Genomic DNA, 21988 nt, shown 5'->3' on the forward strand with positions numbered 1-21988 from the left:
TCACAAATGTTTTCGGAATCTGAAAACATGGCTCCGATAATCGTTACCCCGCCGTGCGCAATTAGCCCACCAAGGTCCTCAGCAGCCGGGCGCTCTGGCGGACCGAGAGTCCGGGCAGGTAGGCGCGGCTCAGCGCCCGCCCAATGGCGGGCAGCTGCAGGGGATCCTGGTAGTAGAGGTAGAGCGTGCGGTAATCGGGTTTGAACCGTGATTTGAAGGTGGCCAGGGAGCGGAATCCGTACACCGGTTCCAGTGCCCGTCCCACCACGTCCAGGATTGCCGTGAGGGCGTCGGGCTCCCCCACCGACTCCCGTCCGGCTTCACTGCCCGGGTCTGCCCCAGGGTCCTGCGCCGCGCCAGACGCCGCCCCGTCGGCAGGCTCCTTGGCCAGCGGTGAGCCGGACAGGGAAATAACTTCAACCGAGCTGCGCAGCTCCAGCACGGCGGAGGCAATGAGGAACTCCATGGCGCCGGGGAGGCCGTTCTCCCGCCGGCGCATGAAATCGAGCGTCCAGCTGACCACGCGCCCCTCATCGAATACCGGGAGCCAGCTGGTGACGCCGTGCACCAGGCCCTCGGCGTCGACGGCGACGCAGCACAGCACGTCGTCGTCCATCAGTTCGTCCATGCCGCCGAGCGTAAAGCCCATCTCCGGAACGGACTTCTGCGCAGCCCATTCCTCGGATACTTCCAGCAGCTGGGCGCGCAGGACCGCCGGGAAGTCGCTGTACCGTCCCCAGACCGCCGTGACGCCGGTCTTCCGGGCACGGTTCAGGGCAGTCCGGACGTTCTGCCACTCCTTGCCCTTGAATTCAAGCTCCCTGACCGCCAGCCGGGTTTCCTGGGCCACAGCCACGCGGCTGAACCCGCGGGACTGGAGCAGGGGCCACAGCCCGTCAGTGCAGGAATAGAAGCAGGGCACCATCGCATGTTCGGCGCAGTACCGCATGAAACCGGCCGCTGCTTCCTCCCGCAACGCGGCATCACCGAAGGGGCCGCCCAGCGTCAGGGCCACGCTGCCGTGCTGCTGGTAGGCAACCCCGGCATCCAGGCCGGGCGTGAACCAGTATTTGTTCGGTTCCCAGAGTGCCATCCAGGACAGGGAGTCGCCGCCCCGCCGCACCAGGCGGCGGGCCACGTCCCGCTCCTCAACGCCGGCACCGGCACCGTGGTGCTGCCCCAGGAGCACCACCCACACTCCGGCCAGTGCGACGGCCCAGAACACGATGCCCGAGTAGGCAAACAGGAAGGCCTCAACCGATTGCCGGTCCTGGAAGATCCGGTTGTACAGGCTGGGGATGGGCACCGGAAGATACTGGCGTGCCAGCTCGGCCGCCAGACCGGAGGGTCCGCCGTCGCGCGCCATTCCACCGGCTCCCAGCCAGGCAACGGTATAACTGCCGGCAAGTGCCACCCAGGTCCCTGCCAGCACCCTGGTCAGGTTGCGCCTTGCCACCGCCGAGGTTTCCACCCTGAACTGGCGCCTGTTGATCCACAGCAGCATCACGAGCAGCAGCGGAACCGCCACGAGCGGGAGCACGTGGACGAACCCTGAGCCCATGACGGCCGTGTGCGGCCGTTGCGGGTAGTGCGGGATCCGGGCAAAGAGGGTGAGGTACACGGCGGACAGCGCGGTGACGGCCAGCTGGACTCCGATCGTGATCCGCCAGGCAAGCCGGCGTCCGCGGCGCAGCCCGTCGGCGCAGATCAGCAGGAGCAGCACCGGCACCACCGCCAGGGCAAGGCCCAGCGGTCCGGCGAATCCCGTCCGCCCGATCTCCAGGCAGTTCACGTCCACCGTGCCGCCGCAGTTTTGCTCCAGCTGGCTGAGGGTGGGCAACGGGTTCAGGACGACGTCCCGCAGTAGCGCCAGTGGCCCGGTGGGGCTGCGGACGGCGGCCGTCAGTATGGGCCCAACGGCGAAAATTCCGACGATCAGGGCCAGCAGGTTGCGCGTCTCGCGGCCGGTGGAACGGTGCCGGTGGAGGGTTCCCTGGTCGCTCTGGATCCACCAGCCGGCGGCAAGCCCGGCGAGTGCCCCCAGGAATCCCACTACGGTCTCCGGATGCCCCACGTAGAGGACAAGCAGCAGCGACGCCGAGACAATGCCCGTGCGAAGGCGCCGTTGCCAGAGGGTGGGCACGAGCCCGCTGGCCCCAAGGACGGCGGCGAGGACAGCGGCGTACGGCCCGATGAGCCGGGCGTCCACCATGAGCCCCAGCCATCCGTCGCCGGCATAGCGGGCCAGCTGCGTGAGCAGCAGGAACAGCGAGACGGCCGCGAACTGCCCGCCGAAGAAGAACCCTGCCGTCCGCAGCGTGCCAAGCCTGCGCTCGGCGAGTCCCAGCAACAACAGAATCATGAGTCCGGCAGTGAGATAGGCAGCAGGGTTCGTGGCGAAAAACAGTGAGGTGAACATGGACCACCAGCGGCCGTCCTTCAACGCGCCGGCGTGCACGGATGCGACGTCAAGGAGGGCCTCCGGCGGACCGGACAGGAAGCTGTTGGTGGCCGCGCCTGCACCCAGGAACAGGCCCAGGACGACGAGGGTGAACGGCACGGCCTTGAAATGATGCCGGATACGGCGCAGCGCTCCCAGCATGACATCGGCCCAGGTGACGCTGGCGGCAGCCGTTGACGCCTTCCTGCCTGTTTCCGCAACGGCCTCCCGCTGGTTCATCATGGCCGGATTCCCCAGCGGGCCGCCACGAAGTCGAGGGCGGCAGGAAGGCCCTTGGATGCGGCCTCCCAGGAATGGCCGGTGTTGACCACCGGCTGCGCCTCAACGGTGAAGCCGGCACGGCTGGCCGCAGCCGACAGTTCATCCATGTAGGCAAGGAATTCCGGATCCCTGGAACCTGCCCCGAAATAAATGGCATGACCCTCGAAACGCGTATTCTGCATGATGCTCAAGGGAGTCAGGCGGTCGAAGGTTGCCACGTCGCCCCCGAACGCCGCGTCGACAGTCTTCTGCCGTTCCTTGGCAAGCGCCGGCTCACGCTCGCTGGAAAATGCGAGCACCGAGGCGTAGACGTCGGGATGGCGCGTGCCCATCTGCAGGGCGCAGGTGGCTCCGAAGGAAAAGCCGCCGGCGGCCCATTGCCGGTGGTCCGGATCAACGTCAAGGGTCTGCTCGATCCACCGGGGAACATCCCGGGCAAGAAAAGTGTCCGCGTTGGCAATGCGGCTGTCCATGCAGAGGGTGTTGGCCGACGCGGTACCGTTCGGATCCACCACCACGGCAACCGGGGCCACGCCGTCGTGATCCTCTGCGAAGCGGTCCATCCTGCTGCGCAGGGCCCCGCCGGTGAGCCAGTCCGACGGCCCGCCGGGCTGGCCGGAAAAGAGGACCAGCACGGGAAGGGCGGGACGGGGTGTGGCCTGGTAGGCGGGAGGCAGGTAGACGTAGGCCTCGCGGCTGCTGAAGCCCGAATCAGTGCCAGGGATGACGGCCTTCCTCACCACACCGTCCGAGGGCATGCCTTCCGGCGGCCGCCAGGCGTTGAGGGCGACGGGGGCAGCGGCCGCAGCCTGACGCTTGAGTGCGGCTTCGAGCGGCTGGATCCTGGCCACGGCGGTGCCCATGAGGTCGCTGACCGTATGGTTGAGGCCGAAGTAGGCGTTGATCTGGACAGCGCCGAGCAGGCACACCCCGAGCATGGCTCCCGTTGCGGCTGCCCTTCCCCGCCACGCTGTGCTTCCCCACCACGCATCACGGCTTTTCGCAGGGGAAGCACGCCGGAGATTCCAGAGCCGGAGCACCCACAGGAATAAGCCAAAAACCATCGCCACGAACCACGCGAGCACTTCGCGCGGGAGGCTCTCGGGCAGGGTCGAAAACGTGTACAGCAGAAGCCAGTGCACCGCGGCGACGGCACCTGCGGCCAGCAGGAGGGCGGCTCCGGCGCTCAGGAGCCAGCGGCGTCCGCGGCCCCATAACAGCCAGCCGAGGCCGGCAGCGCCGGCGGCCCAGGCAAACCAGAGCAGGGGTCCATCGGTGAGATGGACGTCAGCGATAAGGTCCACCGGCGTTAACGCCAGGTGCCCACACCGATGACCGGCCCGGCTTCAAGCCACGAGGACAGTCCGGTGTAGGCATCAAACTTCATGGCCAGCAGGACTTCCTGGCCTTCGTAGTGGAGTTCCACAATGACGGAGTCGGGCTGGACTTTCACGAGTTCCGCCTCGGTGGGCTGGCGGCGGCCCACCAGTTCCAGCGAACTGCGCCGGAAAGTGTATTTGGGGCGGACACTGAGCGAGAGCAGCTTGAACCACTCAAGGTCGTTGTCCTGATAACGACAAACCCCCATCTGCCAGCTTTTTCCAGCCGTGCAAATGGAGGCGTCCACTGTGCCCAGGGCACGCCGCAGGTTAAAGCGGCGTACCCCGGACAGGCACAGTGCAAAAATCAGCAACGCAAAGACTGTTGCCAATGCGATGAACGGAAAACCAGGATCGTTCATCAAGGTCGTGCTAGCGGATCCCCGCGGTAGCCGCTTCACCCATTTGGGCGTTGTCAGCAACTATGACCACCCTGTTGTTGTCGACGGAGAAGAATCCGCCATCGACAACCACAGCAATGCGCTCACCGGAAACAGGCTCAATGGCCAGTTCACCTTCGGCCAGAATCGCCAGCAGGGGCGAGTGGCCGGGCAGGATTCCGATTTCACCATCGCTGGTGCGGGCCTTGACCATCTTGGCCGCTCCAGACCACACGAAATGATCCGCTGCGACAATCTCAACCTCAAGCTCAGCCATATTACTTGGTCTGTTCCTGGATCTTGGCCCACTGGCGCTCAACGTCATCCAGGCCGCCGACGTTGAAGAACGCCTGCTCTGCAACGTGGTCAAGCTCGCCGTCGCAGATAGCGGTGAAGCCTTCAACCGTGTCCTTGATGGAAACGGTGGAGCCTTCTACGCCGGTGAACTGCTTGGCAGTGTAGGTGTTCTGCGAGAGGAACTGCTGGATACGGCGTGCACGCGACACGACGATCTTGTCCTCTTCAGACAATTCGTCAACACCGAGGATGGCGATGATGTCCTGGAGTTCCTTGTTCTTCTGCAGGATCTGCTTCACACGGACAGCCGTGTTGTAGTGGTCCTTGCCGATGTACTGGGGGTCCAGGATTCGGGAAGTCGACGTCAGCGGGTCCACGGCCGGGTACAGGCCACGCGAAGCGATTTCACGGGAAAGTTCCGTGGTCGCGTCAAGGTGTGCGAACGTGGTGGCCGGAGCCGGGTCGGTGTAGTCATCCGCGGGAACGTAGATGGCCTGCATCGAGGTGATGGAGTGGCCCTTCGTGGACGTGATGCGCTCCTGGAGGAGGCCCATCTCGTCAGCAAGGTTCGGCTGGTAACCCACGGCGGACGGCATGCGGCCGAGAAGGGTGGAAACCTCGGAACCTGCCTGCGTGAAGCGGAAGATGTTGTCGATGAAGAGCAGCACGTCCTGGTTCTGCACATCGCGGAAGTACTCCGCCATGGTCAGTGCCGACAGCGCAACGCGCAGACGCGTTCCCGGCGGCTCATCCATCTGGCCGAAGACAAGGGCGGTGTCCTTGAGCACGCCGGCCTCTTCCATTTCAACCCAGAGGTCGTTACCTTCACGGGTACGCTCGCCGACGCCGGCGAACACCGAGGTGCCACCGAAGTTGCGGGCAACACGCGTGATCATTTCCTGGATCAGAACGGTCTTGCCGACACCGGCGCCGCCGAAGAGGCCGATCTTTCCACCCTTGATGTACGGGGTGAGGAGGTCGATGACCTTGATGCCGGTTTCCAGCATCTCGGTGGAGCCTTCGAGGGTCGCGAAGGCGGGAGCCTTGCGGTGGATGGCCCAGTGGTCCGAAGCCTGGATCTCGGACTCGTCAACGTCAAGCGGCTTGCCGAGGACGTTGAAGATGTGACCCTTGACGCCGTCGCCGACAGGCACAGTGATGGGCGAGCCGGTGTCCACAACGTTGGTACCGCGGACGAGTCCGTCAGTAGCCTGCAGGGAGATGGCGCGAATGAGGTTGTCACCCAGGTGCAGGGCAACCTCGAACGTGATGGTCTTGGTCTCACCGTTGAGAGTAATCTCCGTGGTGAGTGCGTTGTAAATCGAGGGGATTGCGTCAGCCGGGAATTCGACGTCGACAACCGGGCCAATAACACGTGCAATACGGCCGGTAGCACCGGACGTTGCGGCTACGTGTTCGGTAGCGGTGGCAGTCATCTCTCTCACTTCACTCAGTAGATGGCGTGGGGGTTAAGTTTATCTTTTGGTGCAGGTACAGCTGGATCCGCAACCGTGCTGGCTAGGACGCGCTCAAAGCGTCGGCGCCGGCCACGATTTCGGAAAGCTCCTGCGTAATTTCAGCCTGGCGGGCAGTGTTGCGCAGACGCGTGTACTTCTTGATGAGGTCCGTGGCGTTGTCACCGGCAGACTTCATCGCCCGCTGACGGGCTGCGAGCTCGGAAGCTGCTGCCTGCAACATTGCGGCGAAGATACGTGATTCGATGTAGCGCGGCAGCAGTGCGTCAAGCACCTGCTCCGTCTCCGGTTCGAACTCGTAGAGCGGCAGGAGGTCCGATTCGGACTGTGCCTGCTCTTCGACGACCTCGAGGGGAAGCAGTCGGATGACCGTAGGTTCCTGCGTCACCATGGACTTGAAGCGGGTGTACACGACGTGGATCTCGTCCACGCCGTCCTCTTCGTACGCGGTGGCAAAATCCTCCAGCAGCGCTGCGCCGATTTCCTGCGCGGTCGCAAACTCCGGTGAATCCGTGTTGCCGGTCCATACCCGTGCGTAAGGACGGTTGCGGAAATCGAAGTACGCCTGTGCCTTGCGGCCGACAACGTACGTTTTGACTTCCTTGCCTTCCTCGTGAAGCAGCTCGGTGAGGCCTTCCGCCTGCTTGAGCACACTTGCCGAGTAGGAACCTGCAAGGCCACGGTCCGAGGTGATGACCAGGACGGCGGCACGGCGGATCTGCTCGGGCTCGGTGACCAGCGGGTGGTCGATTTCACTCTGGCTAGCGACAGCAGAAACGGCACGCGTAATCGCGTTTGCGTAAGGCAGTGAAGCCGCTACGCGTGCGCGGGCCTTGCCGATGCGCGAGGTAGCGATCAGTTCCATCGCCTTGAAGATCTTGCGCATCGACGTCGTCGAGCTGATCTTCTGGCGGTAGACCCGAATCTGGGCTCCCATACTTATCCTTTCCTAAGATCCCGGTGGCCGGGACTGCCGGAACCCGTCGGGGTCCCGGCAGTCCCTGCCAGCGAAACTAGCGCTTCTGCTTGACGATTTTTTCCTGGTCGACCTGCGCCTCGTCGATGGGGGCATGTTCCTCGTGCCCCGCACCAACCAGGAGGTTGTCGCCCTCGCCGAAGAAGCCCTTCTTGAAGGCCACGATCGAGGTCTTCAGTGCTTCTGCGGTGTCATCGTCCATGACGTTGGTCTGTGCCAGCGTCGTCAGGATGGAGGACTTGTGCTTCAGGTGCTCCAGGAACTCGGTCTCGAAGCGGTTGATGTCCTCAACCGGAACGTCGTCCAGGTAGCCGTTGGTACCGGCCCAGATGGACACAACCTGGTTCTCGACCGGGAACGGCGAGTACTGGCCCTGCTTGAGCAGTTCCATCAGGCGTGCGCCACGGGTCAGCTGCTGGCGCGATGCGGCGTCGAGGTCCGACGCGAACATTGCGAATGCCTGCATGTCGCGGTACTGGGCCAATTCCAGCTTCAAGGTACCGGAGACCTTCTTCATGGACTTGACCTGTGCTGCGCCACCCACGCGGGAAACCGAGACACCCACGTCGACGGCGGGACGCTGGTTGGCGTTGAAGAGGTCCGACTGCAGGAAGATCTGGCCATCGGTAATGGAGATCACGTTGGTCGGGATGTAAGCGGAGACGTCGTTTGCCTTGGTCTCGATGAGCGGCAGGCCGGTCATCGAGCCGGCGCCCAGCTCGTCGGAGAGCTTGGCACAACGCTCCAGCAGGCGGGAGTGCAAGTAGAAGACGTCGCCCGGGTAGGCTTCGCGTCCCGGCGGGCGGCGCAGCAGCAGTGACACTGCACGGTAGGCCTCGGCCTGCTTGGAAAGGTCATCGAACACGATGAGGACGTGCTTGCCGCCGTACATCCAGTGCTGGCCGATGGCCGACCCGGCGTAAGGGGCCAGGTACTTGAAGCCTGCGGGGTCGGACGCGGGGGAAGCCACAATGGTGGTGTATTCCAGTGCGCCGTTGTCCTCGAGCGTCTGGCGAACAGCCGCGATGGTGGACGCCTTCTGGCCGATGGCCACGTAGATGCAGCGCACCTGCTTGGTGACATCTCCGGAAGCCCAGTTGGTCTTCTGGTTGATGATCGTGTCGATGGCGATTGCCGACTTGCCGGTCTGGCGGTCGCCAATGATCAGCTGACGCTGGCCGCGGCCGATCGGGATCATGGCGTCGATAGCCTTCAGACCGGTCTGCATCGGCTCGTGCACCGACTTGCGCTGGGTCACGCCGGGCGCCTGGAGTTCCAGTGCACGGGTGGTTTCAGCCTTGATCTCTCCGAGGTCGTCGATCGGCTGGCCCAGCGGGTCAACCACGCGGCCGAGGAAGGCATCGCCAACCGGCACGGACAGAACCTGACCCGTACGGTGGACTTCCTGGCCCTCTTCGATTCCGGTGAAGTCACCGAGGATGATGACACCGATTTCGCGGACGTCGAGGTTCTGGGCCAGGCCCAGCGTGCCGTCTTCGAAACGAAGCAACTCGTTCGCCATGACCGAGGGAAGGCCCTCAACACGGGCGATGCCGTCACCTGCGGTGGTCACACGGCCGACCTCTACGCGCTCTGCGTTTCCGGGTTCGTAGGACGCCGCGAACTCGTTCAACGCAATACGGACGTCGTCGGCGTTGATGGTCAATTCGGCCATCTGCAGTCCCTGCTCTCCTGTTTTCGTGATCATCGTTGTCACGATGACCGGGGTTTCTATCAGTTAAGTTGTGCTTGTCCGATTAGCCGGCAAGCTGACGCTGGAGCTGGCCGAGGCGATTCAGTACAGAAGCGTCTACCACTTCATCACCGACCTGGATCCGGATGCCACCGATCAGTGCCGGGTCAACGTTCATGTTGATCTTGAGCTCGCGCCCAAACAGAGCGTTCAGCGCTGCCTGCAGCCGGCTGGTCTGCGTCTCCGTCAGCGGACGGGTGACGCTGACCGTTGCGATCCAGCGCCGCTGGCGCTTGGCTGCAAGCTCTGCGAAACGGCGCAGAAGGCTGGTCACCTTGAGGCCGCGCGGATGCGAAACTGCCTGTCCGATAAGGACTTTCGCCTCCCCGCTTGCATGGGGAACGAGCTTCTCGGCGAGGGCAGTCTTGGCAGCCGGGCTCGCCTGAGGCTCGGACAGAGCACGCTGTACCTCGTGGCTGGAACCAACGGCCTGGTTGAAGGAGAACAAATCGTTCTCCAGCGTTTCCAGTCCGGTGATCCCTGGGGCAGAGACGGCCGACTTGTTCTCAGCAACCGCAATTACCACCGAAGCGGCAAGAGTCTCGAGTGCATCGCCGATATCCCGAGCCGACGCCCAGCGTGAACCGGCCAGTCCGCTCGCGATTTCCGCAGCATCGGTGGAGACTTTTCCACTGAAGAGCTGCTTGACCAGTGCCGACTTTTCGACACCGCTGCGAGACGGGTCAGTCAGGGCACGGCGCAAACCAGCCGAGCTGTCCACCGTTCCCAGGATTCCGAAGAGTTCCTTTGCCAACTGCAGCGAAGCGAAGGGAAGCTTGGCTTCCAACTCCACCAGCGCCGCGGTCAGCGATTCGCTCGATACACCTGCCATTACTGAGCTGCACCTGCGTTCTGGTTCTCCAGATCTGCCAGGAATCGGTCAACCACGCGGGCTGCACGTGCATCATCGCTCAGTGACTCGCCGACGATGCGGCTTGCCAGCGAGGTAGCCAGCGTGCCGACCTCGGCGCGCAGCGACACAACGGCTGCCTGGCGCTCGGATTCGATCTGAGCGTGGGCGTGCGCAGTGATGCGGGCAGACTCTGCAGCTGCCTTTTCCTTCAGATCCGCGAGGATCTGAGCGCCTTCGGCACGGGCTTCCTCGCGGATGCGGTTGGCTTCTGCACGGGCGTCGGTGAGCTGTTGCTTGTACTCTTCGAGTGCAGCAGAAGCCTCTGCCTGGGCCTTTTCAGCCTTGGCAATGCCACCTTCAATTGCCTCGGCACGCTCTGCGAACGTCTTCTCGAACATCGGGACAATAAACTTGACCACGATGTATAAGAGAACAGCAAAGCCAACGAGGACGACCCCCATTTCCCAGATGTTCGGCAACAGGGGGCTAGGCGGCTCCTCGCCCTCAACGGCGGCTGAGATGATCAGCTGATTCATAATTCACCCGTCCTTTATCTACTCGGTCCTGGATTCGCTTAGTTCTAAAGCTTGGCTAGAGAACGAAAGCGAAGACCAGGCCGAGGATGGCGAGAGCTTCAGTCAGCGCGAGGCCAAGGAATGCGATCGGCTGAAGAACTCGTTGGGCTTCCGGCTGACGAGCCACGCCGTTGATGTAAGCCGCGAATACAAGACCCACACCGATACCACCGCCGATTGCGGACAGACCGTAACCTACGAGGTTGAGATTGCCTTCCATTTTATTCCTTTCAAGATGCCATCTTTGTGGCAGGTTGCTTGGTTTGCTTCATCCCCGCAAGGGGAAGTTTGTGGGTAACTAGTGGCTGTCCGCGTGCAGCGCGCCTTCAATGTAGATGGCGGTCAGCAGCGTGAAGACATAGGCCTGGAGAGCCATGATTAGCGCCTCGAGCATGTACATCGCGACCGCGCCACCCAGCACCAGAACCGAGGTTCCTTTCAGGAACAGGTTTTCCTGCAACACGAGGTACTCGATGCCGGAGCCTGCGAGCATCACGATCAGGTGTCCGGCCAGCATAGTGGCGAACAGACGGAGGCTATGCGTGACTGGACGGACCAGGAAGTTGGAGATGATCTCGATCGGAACCACGATAGGCAGGATGTAGAACGGAACTCCCGATGGCACAGTGGCAAGCTTGAAATACTTAAGGCCGCTCTTCTTGACGCCGATGGCAATCCAGGTGAAGTATACGATGCCGGCCAGCACGTAGGCGCCGCCCACGTGCGAGAAGCTGGGGAGCTGGAGGAGCGGGATCGCGCCATAGATGTTGTTGACCAAAATGAAGAAGAACAGGCTGAACAGCAACGGCACGTACTTCATGAAGTCTTTGCCGCCGATGATGTCCTTCGCGATGCTGTTGCGGACGAAGCCATAGGCCATTTCGCCCGCGAACTGCAGTTTGCCGGGAACCAGCTGCTGCTTCCGCGCAGCGAGCAGAAAGAATGTTGCGATAATGACGACGGACAGGATGACCAGCAGCATCTGCTTGGAGAATCCGTCGTATGCACCCCACGGCAGAATTGCCGGCAGGTGCAGGTCTTCAATTCCGGGAGGTATGAAATCCCCGGAAGTTTGGGCCGGGAGCGCAAGCGCGATCAACGCGTTTCCTCTCTGCAGTGTCCATCATTGGGCGTTGGTGAGGGTCCGGCGAGCTTCATGTCCGCCCTTCCCCTTGTGAAATTGTTAGGCATTACTGTTCCTCGTCCTTGGACGGGCCGCTGGCTGCACTGTCTTCACCAGTTGTCGTTCCGTTGCTGGTGAGGCCGTGCATATGAGAAAGATAGAACCCTCCCGCAACTCCAAGCAGAGCGCCTGCGAGCACAATCCAGCGGGTTCCCCACAGATAATCCAGACCCCACCCTATCAAACTCCAGACGATGGTTCCGCCAATTATGTAGCTGAAGACGGCGATGCCGGCGTTGTATCCTCCGTCCCCTCCGCTGGAAGATACACCGGTGGAACCGGAGGTGGATTTGGAGATTTCCCGCTTGTTTTTCCGCTTGGAATTACGGCTGTTCATCTTCGCCGTCCTTCACATGTTGGGGGTCGTCATAAATTTGGAGGCGGGCTTTGCTGAACCCGTAAATCTCCGCGGCCTGCCAGAACACGACGGCAGTGACTGCGCCGATGAGGAACCAGCGGCCGTGGAGCCATTCCGGTGCTCCGATAACGAAGAGCACCACGGCGAAACCCACGACTTTGACGAAGTAGGTGACAACAAAGACCCCGATGGCGCCGGAGGGATTGTTCCGTCCGACAAAATGGCCCACCAGAAGGCTGATTCCGAAGAACGCCATAACAACGAGCCCGCCGAAAGTGCTTGAGAGCACTCCCCCGCCGCCGTTGAGGATCGCGGCCGGTATTCCGGCAAGCACCAGGCCGGCCAAGGCCGCACCTGCACTCAGCTTCAAGAGTCCCAGCCAGAGTGATTTTGTTGGGCCGGAGACACCAACGGGTCCGTTACCGGATCTGTGTCCGGGATCGGCGTTGGAGGTCATCAGATCCCAATCGTCGTGTACTGCGGGCTGGCAAAGGAGGGTGCGGCGAAGCGCTGCACTGAAATTCTACATGAGATAGAAATTATTCGGAAAAGGGTGTGTAACGCTCACTCCTCCCCCTCCGCTTCCGCTTCCGCTTCGGCCTCGTACTCCCCTTCCGACCGCGGCCCCGGGCCGGGCGCCTTGTCGCGAAGGTACGGCCATGCAGTGACCACAGCCATGACCGCGGCTGCCGCGACGTCCGCAGCCAGCACAAGCTGCCACGGGAAGATGGCAAAGGCCAGGCCCCCGAACGCCAGCACGCAGGTCCAGGCGTACATCAGGATGACGGATGCGCGATGGGAGTAGCCAATGTCCATCAGCTTGTGGTGCAGGTGTCCGCGGTCCGCGGACCAGGGCGAACGTCCCAGCGCAGTACGCCGCACCACCGCAAGGCTGAGGTCCAGCAACGGCAGGAACAGCACTGCGAACGGCAGGAGGATGGGGATGATCGTCGGTATACCGTTGGCCCGGTCGTAAAGCCCGGAGGTGATCTGGCCCGTTGAGACAATGCCGGCGGAGGCCATGAGGAGTCCGATCAGCATGGCGCCGGAGTCCCCCATGAAGATCTTCGAAGGGAACCAGTTGTGCGGCAGGAAGCCTGCGCAGCTGCCCACCACCACCGCGGTGAGCAGCGTCGCGAGATCCGAATAGTCGAGCAGCACGGCCGACCTGTGCACCCAGTAGGCAGTCAGGAAGAACGCCGCGCCGCCGATGATGGCCACGCCGGCGGCGAGCCCGTCCAGCCCGTCGATGAAGTTGAACGCGTTCATGGTGGTGACGATCAGCCCCGCGGTGAGGACGATGCGGACGATCTCATTCTCAAGCAGGATCGGCTCGGGTATCAACGGCAGGATGCTCATCCTCACGCCCCAGATGGCCACCACCATGGCGGCAGCGCTCTGGCCGATCAGTTTCACCCACCACCGGAGGTCCAGGAGGTCGTCGGCGAGACCCACGATGACGATCAGCGTGGCGCCGGCCAGCACGCCCCAGGGCGAGGCGTTGCCGCGGAAGATGTCCTTGACGAAGAAGGACTGGCTCGCCACGATCAGCGCCACCAGGAATCCCGCGTAAATGCCCAGGCCTCCCAGCCGGGAGACTTTATGGGAGTGGGTGTCACGGCTGCGGATCGGCGAGAAAAGCTCAAGCCTGTTGCCGATCAGCCGTGCACCCCAGGTGGCGGCGAAGGACACGCCTGCGGCCGTCAGCATCATCAGCAGGTACATGATCATGGGGAAGCCACCTTCCCCGCGCCGTTGACGGAACCAACCCTCGACAGTGTGTATCCCTGCAGCCCGGTCAGTGGCCGGCGGCAGGGATAGCTAGGGTTCGATTGCTGTGGAACTGACTTTCGATAAATGAAACTTCTCCGTCGCCGTGCGCGCGGCAGGCAGTGCTTGGTGCCTGACAGGGCTGTATTACAGTGGACTCTAGTCAAGATACTAATGCCAACGGCTGGCTGGCTTCGCGTCACACGGCCCATTGCCGGCGGGAAATCCACCGGCGGCCGTGTTGAAAGGAACCAGCGATGTCCCCCTCGGTTGCAGTTGCCGCCGTGACGTTTGACCGTCCCCGCGAGCTCGCCGTCCTGCTGAATGCCATCAACCGGCAGAGCTCTCCGGTCCATTCCATTTGCCTCGTGGACAGCGGCACCGTGCCTGCCAAAGAGGTGGCGGACCAGCACGCCAACGTGGACTACGTCCGGTCCGAAGCGAACCTTGGCGGCGCCGGTGGTTTTTCCCTCGCCGTCCTGAAGGCGGTTGCCAGCGGCGCTGACTGGATCTGGATGATGGACGACGACGCCGAGCCCGGCGACCCGGAATGCCTCGCCACGCTGCTCCGGGAAGCCGAAGCCCGCGGCCTGGATGCTGTGGTCCCGCTCGTTGCCGCGCCGGGCCACCCGGACCGGCTGTCCTTTTTCTTCCGCCTCGACGGTAAAGTCACCCACGACCGGGCGGAAGTGGAGAAGCTTGGCTTCCTGCCCGACGACGGCCACTTCTTCAACGGAGCGCTGATCCGGTCGGACGTCTTCTTCAAGGTGGGCCTGCCTGACATGCGGCTTTTCATCCGCGGCGACGAGGTGGACTTCACCATCAGGCTCCGGAAGGCGGGCATCCGCTTTGGCACGGTAACCACCACCGCCATCACGCATCCGCACGCCTTTGCCGAAACGCAGCACGTATTTGGCGCCAGGTGGCACGTGATCGTTCCCGAGACGGCGTTCAAGCGCTACTACTACTACCGGAACCGCGGCTACCTGATCCGCCGCCACTTCCGCGTGAAGTCGCTCGTGGCGGACGTTGGCGGCTACCTCGGCTACTTCCTGCGCCGCGGCGACTTCCGCGGCCTGGCGGACTGGTTCCGGGCGTTTTCCACCGGCCTGCGCGGCAAGGGCTTCGGTCCCCTGAAGGACCAGAAGTTCTAGCCTGTTCTAGCTTGGAAAACGGCGGATCCTAGCCGTTCTGCCTGAGTCGCCTCCGGACCAGGAGGGCCAGCAGCACCCACGGTTCACCGAAAACACGATAGGCCACCCTGCGGGGATGCAGCATGAGCCGCCAGGCCCATTCCAGGCCCAGGCGTCCCAACCAGCGCGGAGCAAGCTTCTGGATTCCGGCGATTTGTTCGATCGCACCGCCCACCGCGCAGTACACGGCAGGGGGAAGTGCGTCCAGCCTCCGGCGGAGGACCATTTCCTGCAAAGGCATCCCGAGTCCGAGCAGCACCAGCTGCGGACGCAGCTCCTGCAACCAGGCAACAGCGTCGTTTTCAAGGTCGCTGTTCCAGCCTTCGCCCGGCATGCCGGCCACTTTGGCATTCGGCACGATCCCGGCCAGGCGCGTCACAGCCCTGGCGTTGGCTTCCGCGCCGGCGCCGAGCACGGCAATTCGTTCAAGGCCTTCCACATTGCCGAGGGCAGGGATCCAGTCGGTGGAACCCAGGCGGTAGTCCATGACGGGCCCGTCGGCATCCCCCGACCGTCCCCACAGCCACAGCACGGGCGCGCCGTCGAGCAGCACGACATCGCTGTTTTCGTAGAGGGCCCGGAATTCCGGATCGGAGTGGAAGAGCGTCACGCTGTGCAGGTTGTGGCCCACCACCGTGCGGGTGCCGCCTTCTGCGACAAAACGGTCGAGCGTGGCCGTCATCCCCTGCACGGTCAGTGGCGTCGCGTCGACACCGAGGACGGGGATGTGCTGCCGGGTGAGAATCATTCGACGCCGGATCCCGTGACGGATTCGTCGGCGGCATTGCCGTCAATGTCCAGGAGTCCGGGAACAACCTCGCGCAGTTTTTCAAGGGCGAGGGCACCCTGGCGCACCACCCTGAGGGGCAGTGCAGTGGCGTCGATAATGGTTGAGGGCAGGGCCTCCGCGTCCGCGCCGCCCTCCGGACGCAGTCCCCCTTCGAGGTAGACCTCAACGGATTCGGCGAGCTGGGTCAGGGCCTCGGCGGCGGTCCGGGCTGCCGGCTGGCCGGTGCGGTTTGCTGACGACACTGCGAGGGGTCCGGTCAGCGTCAACAGGTCCTGAGCAACGTCGTCGGCCGGCATCCGCAACGCGACAGTGCCCTTGGTCTCCCCCAGGTCCCAGTCGAGCGACGGCTGGGCGTGGAAGATCATGGTGAGGCCGCCCGGCCAGAACGCCTCGGCGAGCTTGCGGGCCTCTGCAGGGACGTCCGTTGCCAGCCCGTCCAGGGCGTTGAGCCGCGGGATGAGGACCGGCGGCGGCATCTTCCGGCTGCGGCCCTTGGACGCCAGCAGCATGTTGACAGCCTGGGGCGAGAACGCGTCAGCACCGATTCCGTACACCGTGTCGGTGGGGAACACCACGCATTTGTGTTGGCGGATGGCCCGCTGGGCATTCTCCAGCCCTTCGGCCCGCTGGTCAGCTGCCGTGCAGTCGTAGGTTGTGGTCACTGGCCTATTCTTTCATCACTTCATGGGCTGATTGGTTTATCGGTCCGACGGTGCGGCAAGGACTGCACTCGTGGCGCGTTCCTTGCCGTTGAGGTCCAGGTGCGTCATCACGTCTGACCAGAGGCCCGAGGCCTTCAGCATGGCTGCGATCCATGTTGCCTGGACTTCGGCGTGTTCCATGACGAAGTAGCCGCCGGAAACCAGCAGCCGTGCGGCAGACGCCGCCGCCGCCGTCGGGAGTTCCATCCCGTCCGCTCCCCCGCCGTACAGCGCTTCGGGCGGATCGTGCAAAGCCACTTCGGGTTCGTTGGGAATCGCCTCGGCGGGAATGTACGGCGGGTTTGAAACCACGACGTCGAACGTTCCGTTGTGTTCCGGCAGAGCGTCCCGAAGGTCCCCGCGGAGCAGGGTGACCCCGAGCGGCCGCAGGTTGCGTTCGGCCCAGGCATGGGCAAATTCGCTGAACTCCACGGCGTAGACGTCCGCACCCGGCACTTCGAGGGCGATGGAGCCGGCAATGGCTCCGGAGCCCGTGCCCAGGTCCACCACCTTGGGACGGCGGGTGCCCTGGGCCGGTTTGTTGAGCCGGTCAATGACCAGCTGGACCACGGACTCGGTCTCCGGCCGTGGAATGAAGACCCCGGGCCCCACGGCCAGCTGCAGGTAGCGGAAGTGGGCCACACCGGTAATGTGCTGCAGCGGCACCCGCTGCGCGCGCTCGGCCACCAGCTCGGAATAGCCGTCGGGCTCCGGGGACGAATCCGCCAGGAGCATGGCCCGCAGCCTGCCCAGGCCGACGCCCAGGAGGTGGTCCGCCAGCAGCTCCGCATCCACGCGCGGGCTGGGAACCCCGGCGTCGTGAAGGATGGCGGTCGCCTCGCGGACGGCTTCCGCCAGGCTCAGCCCAGTTCCGAGTGTCATCGTGCGTGCCGCCGGAGACTATTCGCTGATGGCGTCCAGGCGGGCCTGTTCGTCCATCTCGATGGCCGACTGGATCACGGGTTCCAGGTCGCCGTTCATGACCTGGTCCAGGTTGTAGGCTTTGTACCCGGTGCGGTGGTCCGCGATGCGGTTTTCCGGGTAGTTGTAGGTCCGGATGCGCTCGGAACGGTCCATGGTGCGGATCTGGGACTTGCGCTGGGCCGAGTTCTCGGCGTCGATCTGTTCCTGCTGGTGCGCCAGGATGCGGGCGCGCAGCACGCGCATGCCGGCCTCACGGTTCTGCAGCTGGGACTTTTCGTTCTGCATGGCCACCACGATGCCGGTGGGAAGGTGGGTGATGCGCACCGCGGAGTCGGTGGTGTTAACCGACTGCCCGCCCGGCCCCGAGGACCGGTAGACGTCGATCTTGAGGTCGTTCTGGTTGATCTCAAGCTCTTCAGGCTCGTCCACTTCGGGAAGCACCAGGACGCCGGCGGCCGAGGTGTGGATGCGGCCCTGGGATTCCGTCACGGGGACACGCTGCACACGGTGCACGCCGCCTTCGAACTTCAGCCGCGCGTAAACGCCTTCGGCGGGGTCGTTCGAGCTGCCCTTGACCGCCATCTGGACGTCCTTGTAGCCGCCCAGGTCCGATTCGGTGGCCGAAATGAGCTCGGTTTTCCAGCCGCGTGATTCCGCGTAGCGGGTGTACATCCGCAGCAGGTCCGCAGCGAACAGCGCAGCCTCGTCGCCGCCTTCGCCGCCCTTGACCTCGAGAATCACGTTGCGGGCATCGTCCGGATCGCGCGGGATGAGCAGGCGGCGCAGCTTGGCGGCCGCCGTCTCCAGCGAAGCCTCCAGCTCAGGCACCTCGGCGGCAAACTCAGGGTCCTCGTCCGCCATTTCCCTGGCAGCCGCGAGGTCGTCCCGAATACCCTCCCAGCGGTGGTAGGCCTCGACAATGCCGTTCAACTGAGCAGACCGCCGCCCAAGCTTCCGGGCTAGCCGCTGGTCAGCATAAACGGCAGGATCCCCCAGCTGCGCCTGGATGGCATCATGCTCATCAAGCAGGCCCTGTACGGACTCAAACATTTTCAAAACCTCTTTCGACTCTTACAAGTCTAGTTTCGTGGGACTTAACGACGAACCGCCCAAAGTATGCCGGCCACAGGGTCGGCATACTTTGAGCGGTAAGCACAGCTACTTGTCGTTATCCGACTTCGCACCAAGCGTCGTCTTCTGAACCTGCATGAGGAACTCGACGTTGCTCTGGGTCTCCCGGATCTTGTTGGTCAGCAGCTCAAGGCTCTGCTGCGTTTCGAGTCCGGAGAGGACACGGCGCAGCTTCCACATGATCTTGACTTCCTCGGGGGAAAGCAGGTTCTCTTCGCGGCGGGTACCGGACGCGTTGACGTCCACTGCCGGGAAGATGCGCTTGTCAGCCAGCTGGCGGGACAGGCGCAGTTCCATGTTGCCGGTGCCCTTGAACTCTTCGAAGATGACCTCGTCCATCTTGGAACCGGTCTCGACGAGCGCGGTGGCCAGGATGGTGAGCGAGCCGCCGTTTTCGATGTTGCGGGCTGCACCGAAGAAGCGCTTCGGCGGGTACAGCGCTGCCGAGTCGACGCCACCGGACAGGATACGGCCGGAAGCCGGTGCCGCCAGGTTGTAGGCGCGGCCCAGGCGGGTCATGGAGTCGAGGAGCACCACAACGTCCATGCCCATTTCCACGAGTCGCTTGGCGCGTTCGATGGAGAGCTCGGCCACGGTGGTGTGGTCGTCGGCGGGGCGGTCGAAGGTGGAGGCAATGACCTCGCCCTTCACGGTGCGCTGCATGTCCGTGACTTCTTCGGGACGTTCGTCAACGAGCACCATCATGAGGTGGACCTCAGGATTGTTGGTGGTGATCGCGTTGGCGATGGACTGCAGGATGAGCGTCTTGCCGGCCTTCGGCGGCGAGACGATCAGGCCGCGCTGGCCCTTGCCGATCGGGGCAACCAGGTCGATGACGCGGGGGCCGATCTTCTTGGGGTCCGTCTCGAGGCGCAGGCGCTCCGAGGGGTACAGCGGGACGAGCTTCGCGAATTCGACGCGGTCCTTGAGTTCCTCGGGAGTCTTGCCGTTGACGGAGGTGACCCGGACCAGGGCGTTGAACTTCTGGCGGGCGGACTGCTGGCTGCGGTCTTCGCCTTCACGCGGTGCGCGGATGGCGCCGACGACGGCGTCGCCCTTGCGCAGGTTGTACTTCTTGACCTGTGCGAGGGACACGTAGACGTCGTTCGGACCCGGCAGGTAGCCGGAGGTGCGGATGAACGCGTAGTTCTCCAGCACGTCCAGGATGCCGGCGACGGGCAGCAGGACATCGTCCTCGGTGACCTCGACGTCGTCGACGTCCGGTCCCTGGGCGCGTCCACGACGGCGATCGTTACGGTCGCGGAAGCGGTCGTTGCGGGAGTTATCCCGGTTGTCGCGGCTGTTGTCCTGGCCGCCCGTCCGGTCGTTGCGGTCACGGCGGTTGCGGCGGTTGCGGCGGCTTCCGCCGTCGGCATCGTCGCTCTCGCGGGTGTCGTCCCGGCGGGTCGTTTCACGCGTAACGGCGGTTTCGCCGCCGTCGCGGCCGCCACGGGTGCGGGTTGCCTGGCGTTCGTTGCGCTGACCGGCTTCGGCTGCTTCGCCGCCCTGGTCTGCGCCGCGCTGTTCGCGCTGCTCACCGCCACGCTGTTCCGTGCGCTGCTCGGAAACGCGCTGCTCGGAAACACGCTGTTCGGAGACGCGCTGCTCGGCAGGCGCCTGGGCCGGCGCTTCAGCCTCGGCGGCGGGGGCCGTCGCCTGGGCGGCTGCTTCACCGCGGCGCCGGTTCCGGGTGCGGGGCTGGCGGCGCTCTGCAGCTTCCGGTGCAGCACCTTCGGACACAGCGGCCTGGGCGGCTTCCGGAGCCGCGGGCGCTTCGCTGGGAGCGGCTTCCGGTGCCGGCGCCTCGGTGGCAGGAGCCGTGACAACGCCGTCGCTGCCGGCACGGCGGCTGCGGCCACGGCGGGCACGGGTGCCTTCCGCTGCGGGAGCCTCCGCAGCTTCAGCTACAGGGGCGGCCGCTGCCGGCGCAGTAGCCCGTGCCGAGATGTTTTCGCCGGTCTTGTCAGCGCCCTTGGCCGGAGCCTTGGTGGCTGAAGTGCCTGCGCGGTGGGCGGAAATGGCGGTCACCAGATCGCCCTTGCGCATGCGGGATCCGCCGGAGATACCGAGCTGGCTGGCAAGAGCCTGCAGCTGGGCGAGCTTAAGGCCGGCAAGGCCGCTGCTCTTGGCGGGTGCTGCCGACAAGTCGGTAGCAGAAGATATGTCCACAGCTGGAGACAGCTCAGTGGTTTCGGTCACGAAGGATCCTTCCCCCTCGACGGCGTCCAGACTGGGAGCTGGACGCGATGATTTGATCTGGGCTGCAGTTCAGATCTGCAGCCGGATTTCGGCCTTGCCGGATGGAATTCGGCCAGCAGGGCCGGATACTGATACGCCTCGAACATTCCAAGAAGAGAACGGAATGGCGGACTGACGGTTCAGGGGTGCAGAGCGATTCTGCAGATTCCTGCGACAGACCAAAGCAGGCGGCACCGGAGACTGTTGCGCAGTTGAAGTTCAGAGCAGCAAACGATTAGACAGGCGCCATGGCCAACATCGGATTCGTCGTGACTGCGGGTTTCTTTAAACTGCCTGCGGGATTACCGCCGGTGCACTCCCACTTTAGCACCTTCAACGTCCACCGCCAGCTTCATCACACGCCAGCCGACATCCGGCGTGTTGGCCCGCGTGTAGGCCTCGATGAAGCCCACCACTGCGGCGGCCTCTTCTTCCCCGTTGGCGAGGACCAGGACAGTCGGTCCGGCGCCGGAAACAACGGCAGCGTGTCCTGCATAACGCAGCGCACGGATCAGGTCCGCGCTGGGGCGCATGGCTTCCGCGCGGTAGCTCTGGTGGAGGTAGTCCTCCGTGCCGGCCAGCAGGAATTCCGGCTTGCTGGTGAGGGCATGGATGAGCAGCGCGGCCCGGCCCGAGTTCATGGCGGCAGCATGGTGGCCCACCGATGCCGGCAGCAGTGCGCGTGCCGCTTCGGTGGACAGCTCATAGTCAGGTACGGCAACGACCGGGATCACCGAATCCGACACCCTGGCGCAGGTGCTGCTGTACTGGTCACTGTCCTGCCATGACAGCGCCAGCCCGCCGAATATGGCCGGTGCCACGTTGTCAGGATGGCCTTCCATCTCGCTGGTGAGCTGCAGGATCCAGTCCTTGCCGCGGCGGGACGGCTCCGGCACCAGCGCATTCGCGGCCGTGACCGCGGCCACCACGGCCGAGGCCGAAGAGCCCAGGCCGCGGCCGTGGGGGTTGACGTTGTCCGCCGTGATCTTCAGGCCCTGGTGCCGGAAGCCCAGCCGGTGCAGGGCCTCGGTGATGGCCTTGACCACCAGGTGGCTCGCATCGCGCGGAAGCGTCTCCGCACCCTCGCCGCTCAGTTCGAACTCGAGCTCGCCGCTGCCCAGGGTTTCAACAGTCAGCGTGTCGTGCAGCGAAAGTGCGAGCCCCAGGCTGTCATAGCCGGGGCCGAGGTTGGCGCTGGTGGCGGGCACGCGGACGGTTACCAACTGCCCGGCCGGAACTGCCGGCGCCCCGGCAGCTGACTCGGCCGGCACGGTGAGGGTGGTTTCCAAG

The 21988-nt window shown here is 64.1% G+C and carries 21 protein-coding genes; 1 reads left to right on the forward strand and 20 read right to left on the reverse strand.

Features of this window, described 5'->3' with window-relative positions:
• Positions 1 to 61: 61 nt before the first annotated feature.
• The 14 genes from PV761_RS07400 to PV761_RS07465 all read right to left on the reverse strand — a co-directional run bounded on the left by PV761_RS07400 (position 62) and on the right by PV761_RS07465 (position 13682).
• Complete coding sequence (locus tag PV761_RS07400; RefSeq protein WP_347895698.1) at positions 62 to 2602, reverse strand: DUF2156 domain-containing protein; 2541 nt, start codon at positions 2600 to 2602, stop codon at positions 62 to 64.
• A gap of 77 nt (positions 2603 to 2679) precedes the next feature.
• Positions 2680 to 4026, reverse strand: a complete 1347-nt coding sequence (locus PV761_RS07405; RefSeq protein WP_347895569.1) for an alpha/beta hydrolase-fold protein — start codon at positions 4024 to 4026, stop codon at positions 2680 to 2682.
• 5 nt (positions 4027 to 4031) lie between these two features.
• Entirely contained in the window at positions 4032 to 4463 is a 432-nt protein-coding gene (locus PV761_RS07410) for a DUF2550 domain-containing protein (RefSeq protein WP_028270090.1), read from the reverse strand.
• Positions 4464 to 4473: 10 nt separating this feature from the next.
• Positions 4474 to 4758: a F0F1 ATP synthase subunit epsilon gene (locus tag PV761_RS07415; protein WP_011692445.1), complete on the reverse strand. Its 285-nt coding sequence runs from the start codon at positions 4756 to 4758 to the stop codon at positions 4474 to 4476.
• Position 4759: 1 nt separating this feature from the next.
• A complete protein-coding gene (gene atpD / locus PV761_RS07420; RefSeq protein ID WP_011692446.1) occupies positions 4760 to 6214 on the reverse strand; it encodes a F0F1 ATP synthase subunit beta in 1455 nt (484 codons plus the stop codon).
• Between the two features lie 82 nt (positions 6215 to 6296).
• Positions 6297 to 7190 (reverse strand): F0F1 ATP synthase subunit gamma, encoded by an 894-nt coding sequence (locus PV761_RS07425; RefSeq protein ID WP_028270091.1) that lies wholly within the window; start codon positions 7188 to 7190, stop codon positions 6297 to 6299.
• A 76-nt stretch (positions 7191 to 7266) separates the two neighbouring features.
• Positions 7267 to 8904: a F0F1 ATP synthase subunit alpha gene (gene atpA / locus PV761_RS07430; protein ID WP_347895700.1), complete on the reverse strand. Its 1638-nt coding sequence runs from the start codon at positions 8902 to 8904 to the stop codon at positions 7267 to 7269.
• 82 nt (positions 8905 to 8986) lie between these two features.
• The gene (locus PV761_RS07435; protein ID WP_347895572.1) at positions 8987 to 9814 is read right to left on the reverse strand and encodes a F0F1 ATP synthase subunit delta; all 828 of its coding nucleotides are present in this window, start codon (positions 9812 to 9814) and stop codon (positions 8987 to 8989) included.
• A complete protein-coding gene (locus tag PV761_RS07440) occupies positions 9814 to 10371 on the reverse strand; it encodes a F0F1 ATP synthase subunit B (RefSeq protein WP_347895574.1) in 558 nt (185 codons plus the stop codon). The genes PV761_RS07435 and PV761_RS07440 overlap by 1 nt, the downstream gene beginning before the upstream one ends.
• A 55-nt stretch (positions 10372 to 10426) precedes the next feature.
• Positions 10427 to 10630 (reverse strand): ATP synthase F0 subunit C, encoded by a 204-nt coding sequence (gene atpE, locus PV761_RS07445; RefSeq protein WP_009356484.1) that lies wholly within the window; start codon positions 10628 to 10630, stop codon positions 10427 to 10429.
• Positions 10631 to 10708: 78 nt separating this feature from the next.
• Positions 10709 to 11509 carry a F0F1 ATP synthase subunit A gene (gene atpB / locus PV761_RS07450; RefSeq protein WP_347895576.1) on the reverse strand — a complete coding sequence of 267 codons (801 nt, stop codon included), beginning with the start codon at positions 11507 to 11509 and terminating at the stop codon, positions 10709 to 10711.
• Positions 11510 to 11600: 91 nt separating this feature from the next.
• Positions 11601 to 11930: an AtpZ/AtpI family protein gene (locus PV761_RS07455; protein ID WP_347895578.1), complete on the reverse strand. Its 330-nt coding sequence runs from the start codon at positions 11928 to 11930 to the stop codon at positions 11601 to 11603.
• Complete coding sequence (locus PV761_RS07460; protein ID WP_347895580.1) at positions 11917 to 12408, reverse strand: hypothetical protein; 492 nt, start codon at positions 12406 to 12408, stop codon at positions 11917 to 11919. The genes PV761_RS07455 and PV761_RS07460 overlap by 14 nt, the downstream gene beginning before the upstream one ends.
• Before the next feature lie 107 nt (positions 12409 to 12515).
• Positions 12516 to 13682, reverse strand: a complete 1167-nt coding sequence (locus PV761_RS07465) for an MraY family glycosyltransferase (protein WP_347895582.1) — start codon at positions 13680 to 13682, stop codon at positions 12516 to 12518.
• 296 nt (positions 13683 to 13978) lie between these two features.
• Between PV761_RS07465 and PV761_RS07470 the strand changes: the two genes are divergently transcribed.
• Positions 13979 to 14875, forward strand: coding sequence for a glycosyltransferase (locus PV761_RS07470; RefSeq protein WP_028270097.1), 897 nt, complete (start codon positions 13979 to 13981; stop codon positions 14873 to 14875).
• A gap of 28 nt (positions 14876 to 14903) precedes the next feature.
• Here the strand turns inward: PV761_RS07470 and PV761_RS07475 are convergent, their stop codons facing one another.
• From PV761_RS07475 to thrB, 6 genes are all read right to left on the reverse strand, one after another.
• On the reverse strand, positions 14904 to 15662 hold the full coding sequence (locus tag PV761_RS07475; protein WP_347895584.1) for a WecB/TagA/CpsF family glycosyltransferase: 759 nt from the start codon (positions 15660 to 15662) through the stop codon (positions 14904 to 14906).
• The gene (locus PV761_RS07480) at positions 15659 to 16366 is read right to left on the reverse strand and encodes an L-threonylcarbamoyladenylate synthase (RefSeq protein WP_028270099.1); all 708 of its coding nucleotides are present in this window, start codon (positions 16364 to 16366) and stop codon (positions 15659 to 15661) included. Before PV761_RS07480 ends, PV761_RS07475 begins: the two co-directional genes overlap by 4 nt.
• A 36-nt stretch (positions 16367 to 16402) precedes the next feature.
• On the reverse strand, positions 16403 to 17287 hold the full coding sequence (gene prmC, locus PV761_RS07485) for a peptide chain release factor N(5)-glutamine methyltransferase (RefSeq protein WP_347895587.1): 885 nt from the start codon (positions 17285 to 17287) through the stop codon (positions 16403 to 16405).
• Between the two features lie 18 nt (positions 17288 to 17305).
• Positions 17306 to 18379 (reverse strand): peptide chain release factor 1, encoded by a 1074-nt coding sequence (gene prfA, locus PV761_RS07490; protein ID WP_347895589.1) that lies wholly within the window; start codon positions 18377 to 18379, stop codon positions 17306 to 17308.
• A gap of 108 nt (positions 18380 to 18487) precedes the next feature.
• On the reverse strand, positions 18488 to 20659 hold the full coding sequence (gene rho / locus PV761_RS07495) for a transcription termination factor Rho (RefSeq protein WP_347895591.1): 2172 nt from the start codon (positions 20657 to 20659) through the stop codon (positions 18488 to 18490).
• Between the two features lie 341 nt (positions 20660 to 21000).
• Positions 21001 to 21987: a homoserine kinase gene (gene thrB, locus PV761_RS07500; RefSeq protein ID WP_347895593.1), complete on the reverse strand. Its 987-nt coding sequence runs from the start codon at positions 21985 to 21987 to the stop codon at positions 21001 to 21003.
• Between the last annotated feature and the right edge of the window lies 1 nt (position 21988).

Origin of the sequence: Arthrobacter sp. CC3, assembly GCF_039907775.1 — a bacterium.
Taxonomy (GTDB): domain Bacteria; phylum Actinomycetota; class Actinomycetes; order Actinomycetales; family Micrococcaceae; genus Arthrobacter.

Bases quoted from the DNA above. Each gene is read 5' to 3' on its own strand.
- PV761_RS07400 (WP_347895698.1), bottom strand. From the start codon at position 2,602: ATGCTGGGAGCGCTGCGCCGTATCCGGCATCATTTCAAGGCCGTGCCG.
- PV761_RS07410 (WP_028270090.1), bottom strand. From the start codon at position 4,463: ATGAACGATCCTGGTTTTCCGTTCATCGCATTGGCAACAGTCTTTGCG.
- PV761_RS07415 (WP_011692445.1), bottom strand. From the start codon at position 4,758: ATGGCTGAGCTTGAGGTTGAGATTGTCGCAGCGGATCATTTCGTGTGG.
- atpD (WP_011692446.1), bottom strand. From the start codon at position 6,214: ATGACTGCCACCGCTACCGAACACGTAGCCGCAACGTCCGGTGCTACC.
- PV761_RS07425 (WP_028270091.1), bottom strand. From the start codon at position 7,190: ATGGGAGCCCAGATTCGGGTCTACCGCCAGAAGATCAGCTCGACGACG.
- atpA (WP_347895700.1), bottom strand. From the start codon at position 8,904: ATGGCCGAATTGACCATCAACGCCGACGACGTCCGTATTGCGTTGAAC.
- PV761_RS07435 (WP_347895572.1), bottom strand. From the start codon at position 9,814: ATGGCAGGTGTATCGAGCGAATCGCTGACCGCGGCGCTGGTGGAGTTG.
- PV761_RS07440 (WP_347895574.1), bottom strand. From the start codon at position 10,371: ATGAATCAGCTGATCATCTCAGCCGCCGTTGAGGGCGAGGAGCCGCCT.
- atpE (WP_009356484.1), bottom strand. From the start codon at position 10,630: ATGGAAGGCAATCTCAACCTCGTAGGTTACGGTCTGTCCGCAATCGGC.
- PV761_RS07455 (WP_347895578.1), bottom strand. From the start codon at position 11,930: ATGAACAGCCGTAATTCCAAGCGGAAAAACAAGCGGGAAATCTCCAAA.
- PV761_RS07460 (WP_347895580.1), bottom strand. From the start codon at position 12,408: ATGACCTCCAACGCCGATCCCGGACACAGATCCGGTAACGGACCCGTT.
- PV761_RS07465 (WP_347895582.1), bottom strand. From the start codon at position 13,682: ATGATCATGTACCTGCTGATGATGCTGACGGCCGCAGGCGTGTCCTTC.
- PV761_RS07470 (WP_028270097.1), top strand. From the start codon at position 13,979: ATGTCCCCCTCGGTTGCAGTTGCCGCCGTGACGTTTGACCGTCCCCGC.
- PV761_RS07475 (WP_347895584.1), bottom strand. From the start codon at position 15,662: ATGATTCTCACCCGGCAGCACATCCCCGTCCTCGGTGTCGACGCGACG.
- prmC (WP_347895587.1), bottom strand. From the start codon at position 17,287: ATGACACTCGGAACTGGGCTGAGCCTGGCGGAAGCCGTCCGCGAGGCG.
- prfA (WP_347895589.1), bottom strand. From the start codon at position 18,379: ATGTTTGAGTCCGTACAGGGCCTGCTTGATGAGCATGATGCCATCCAG.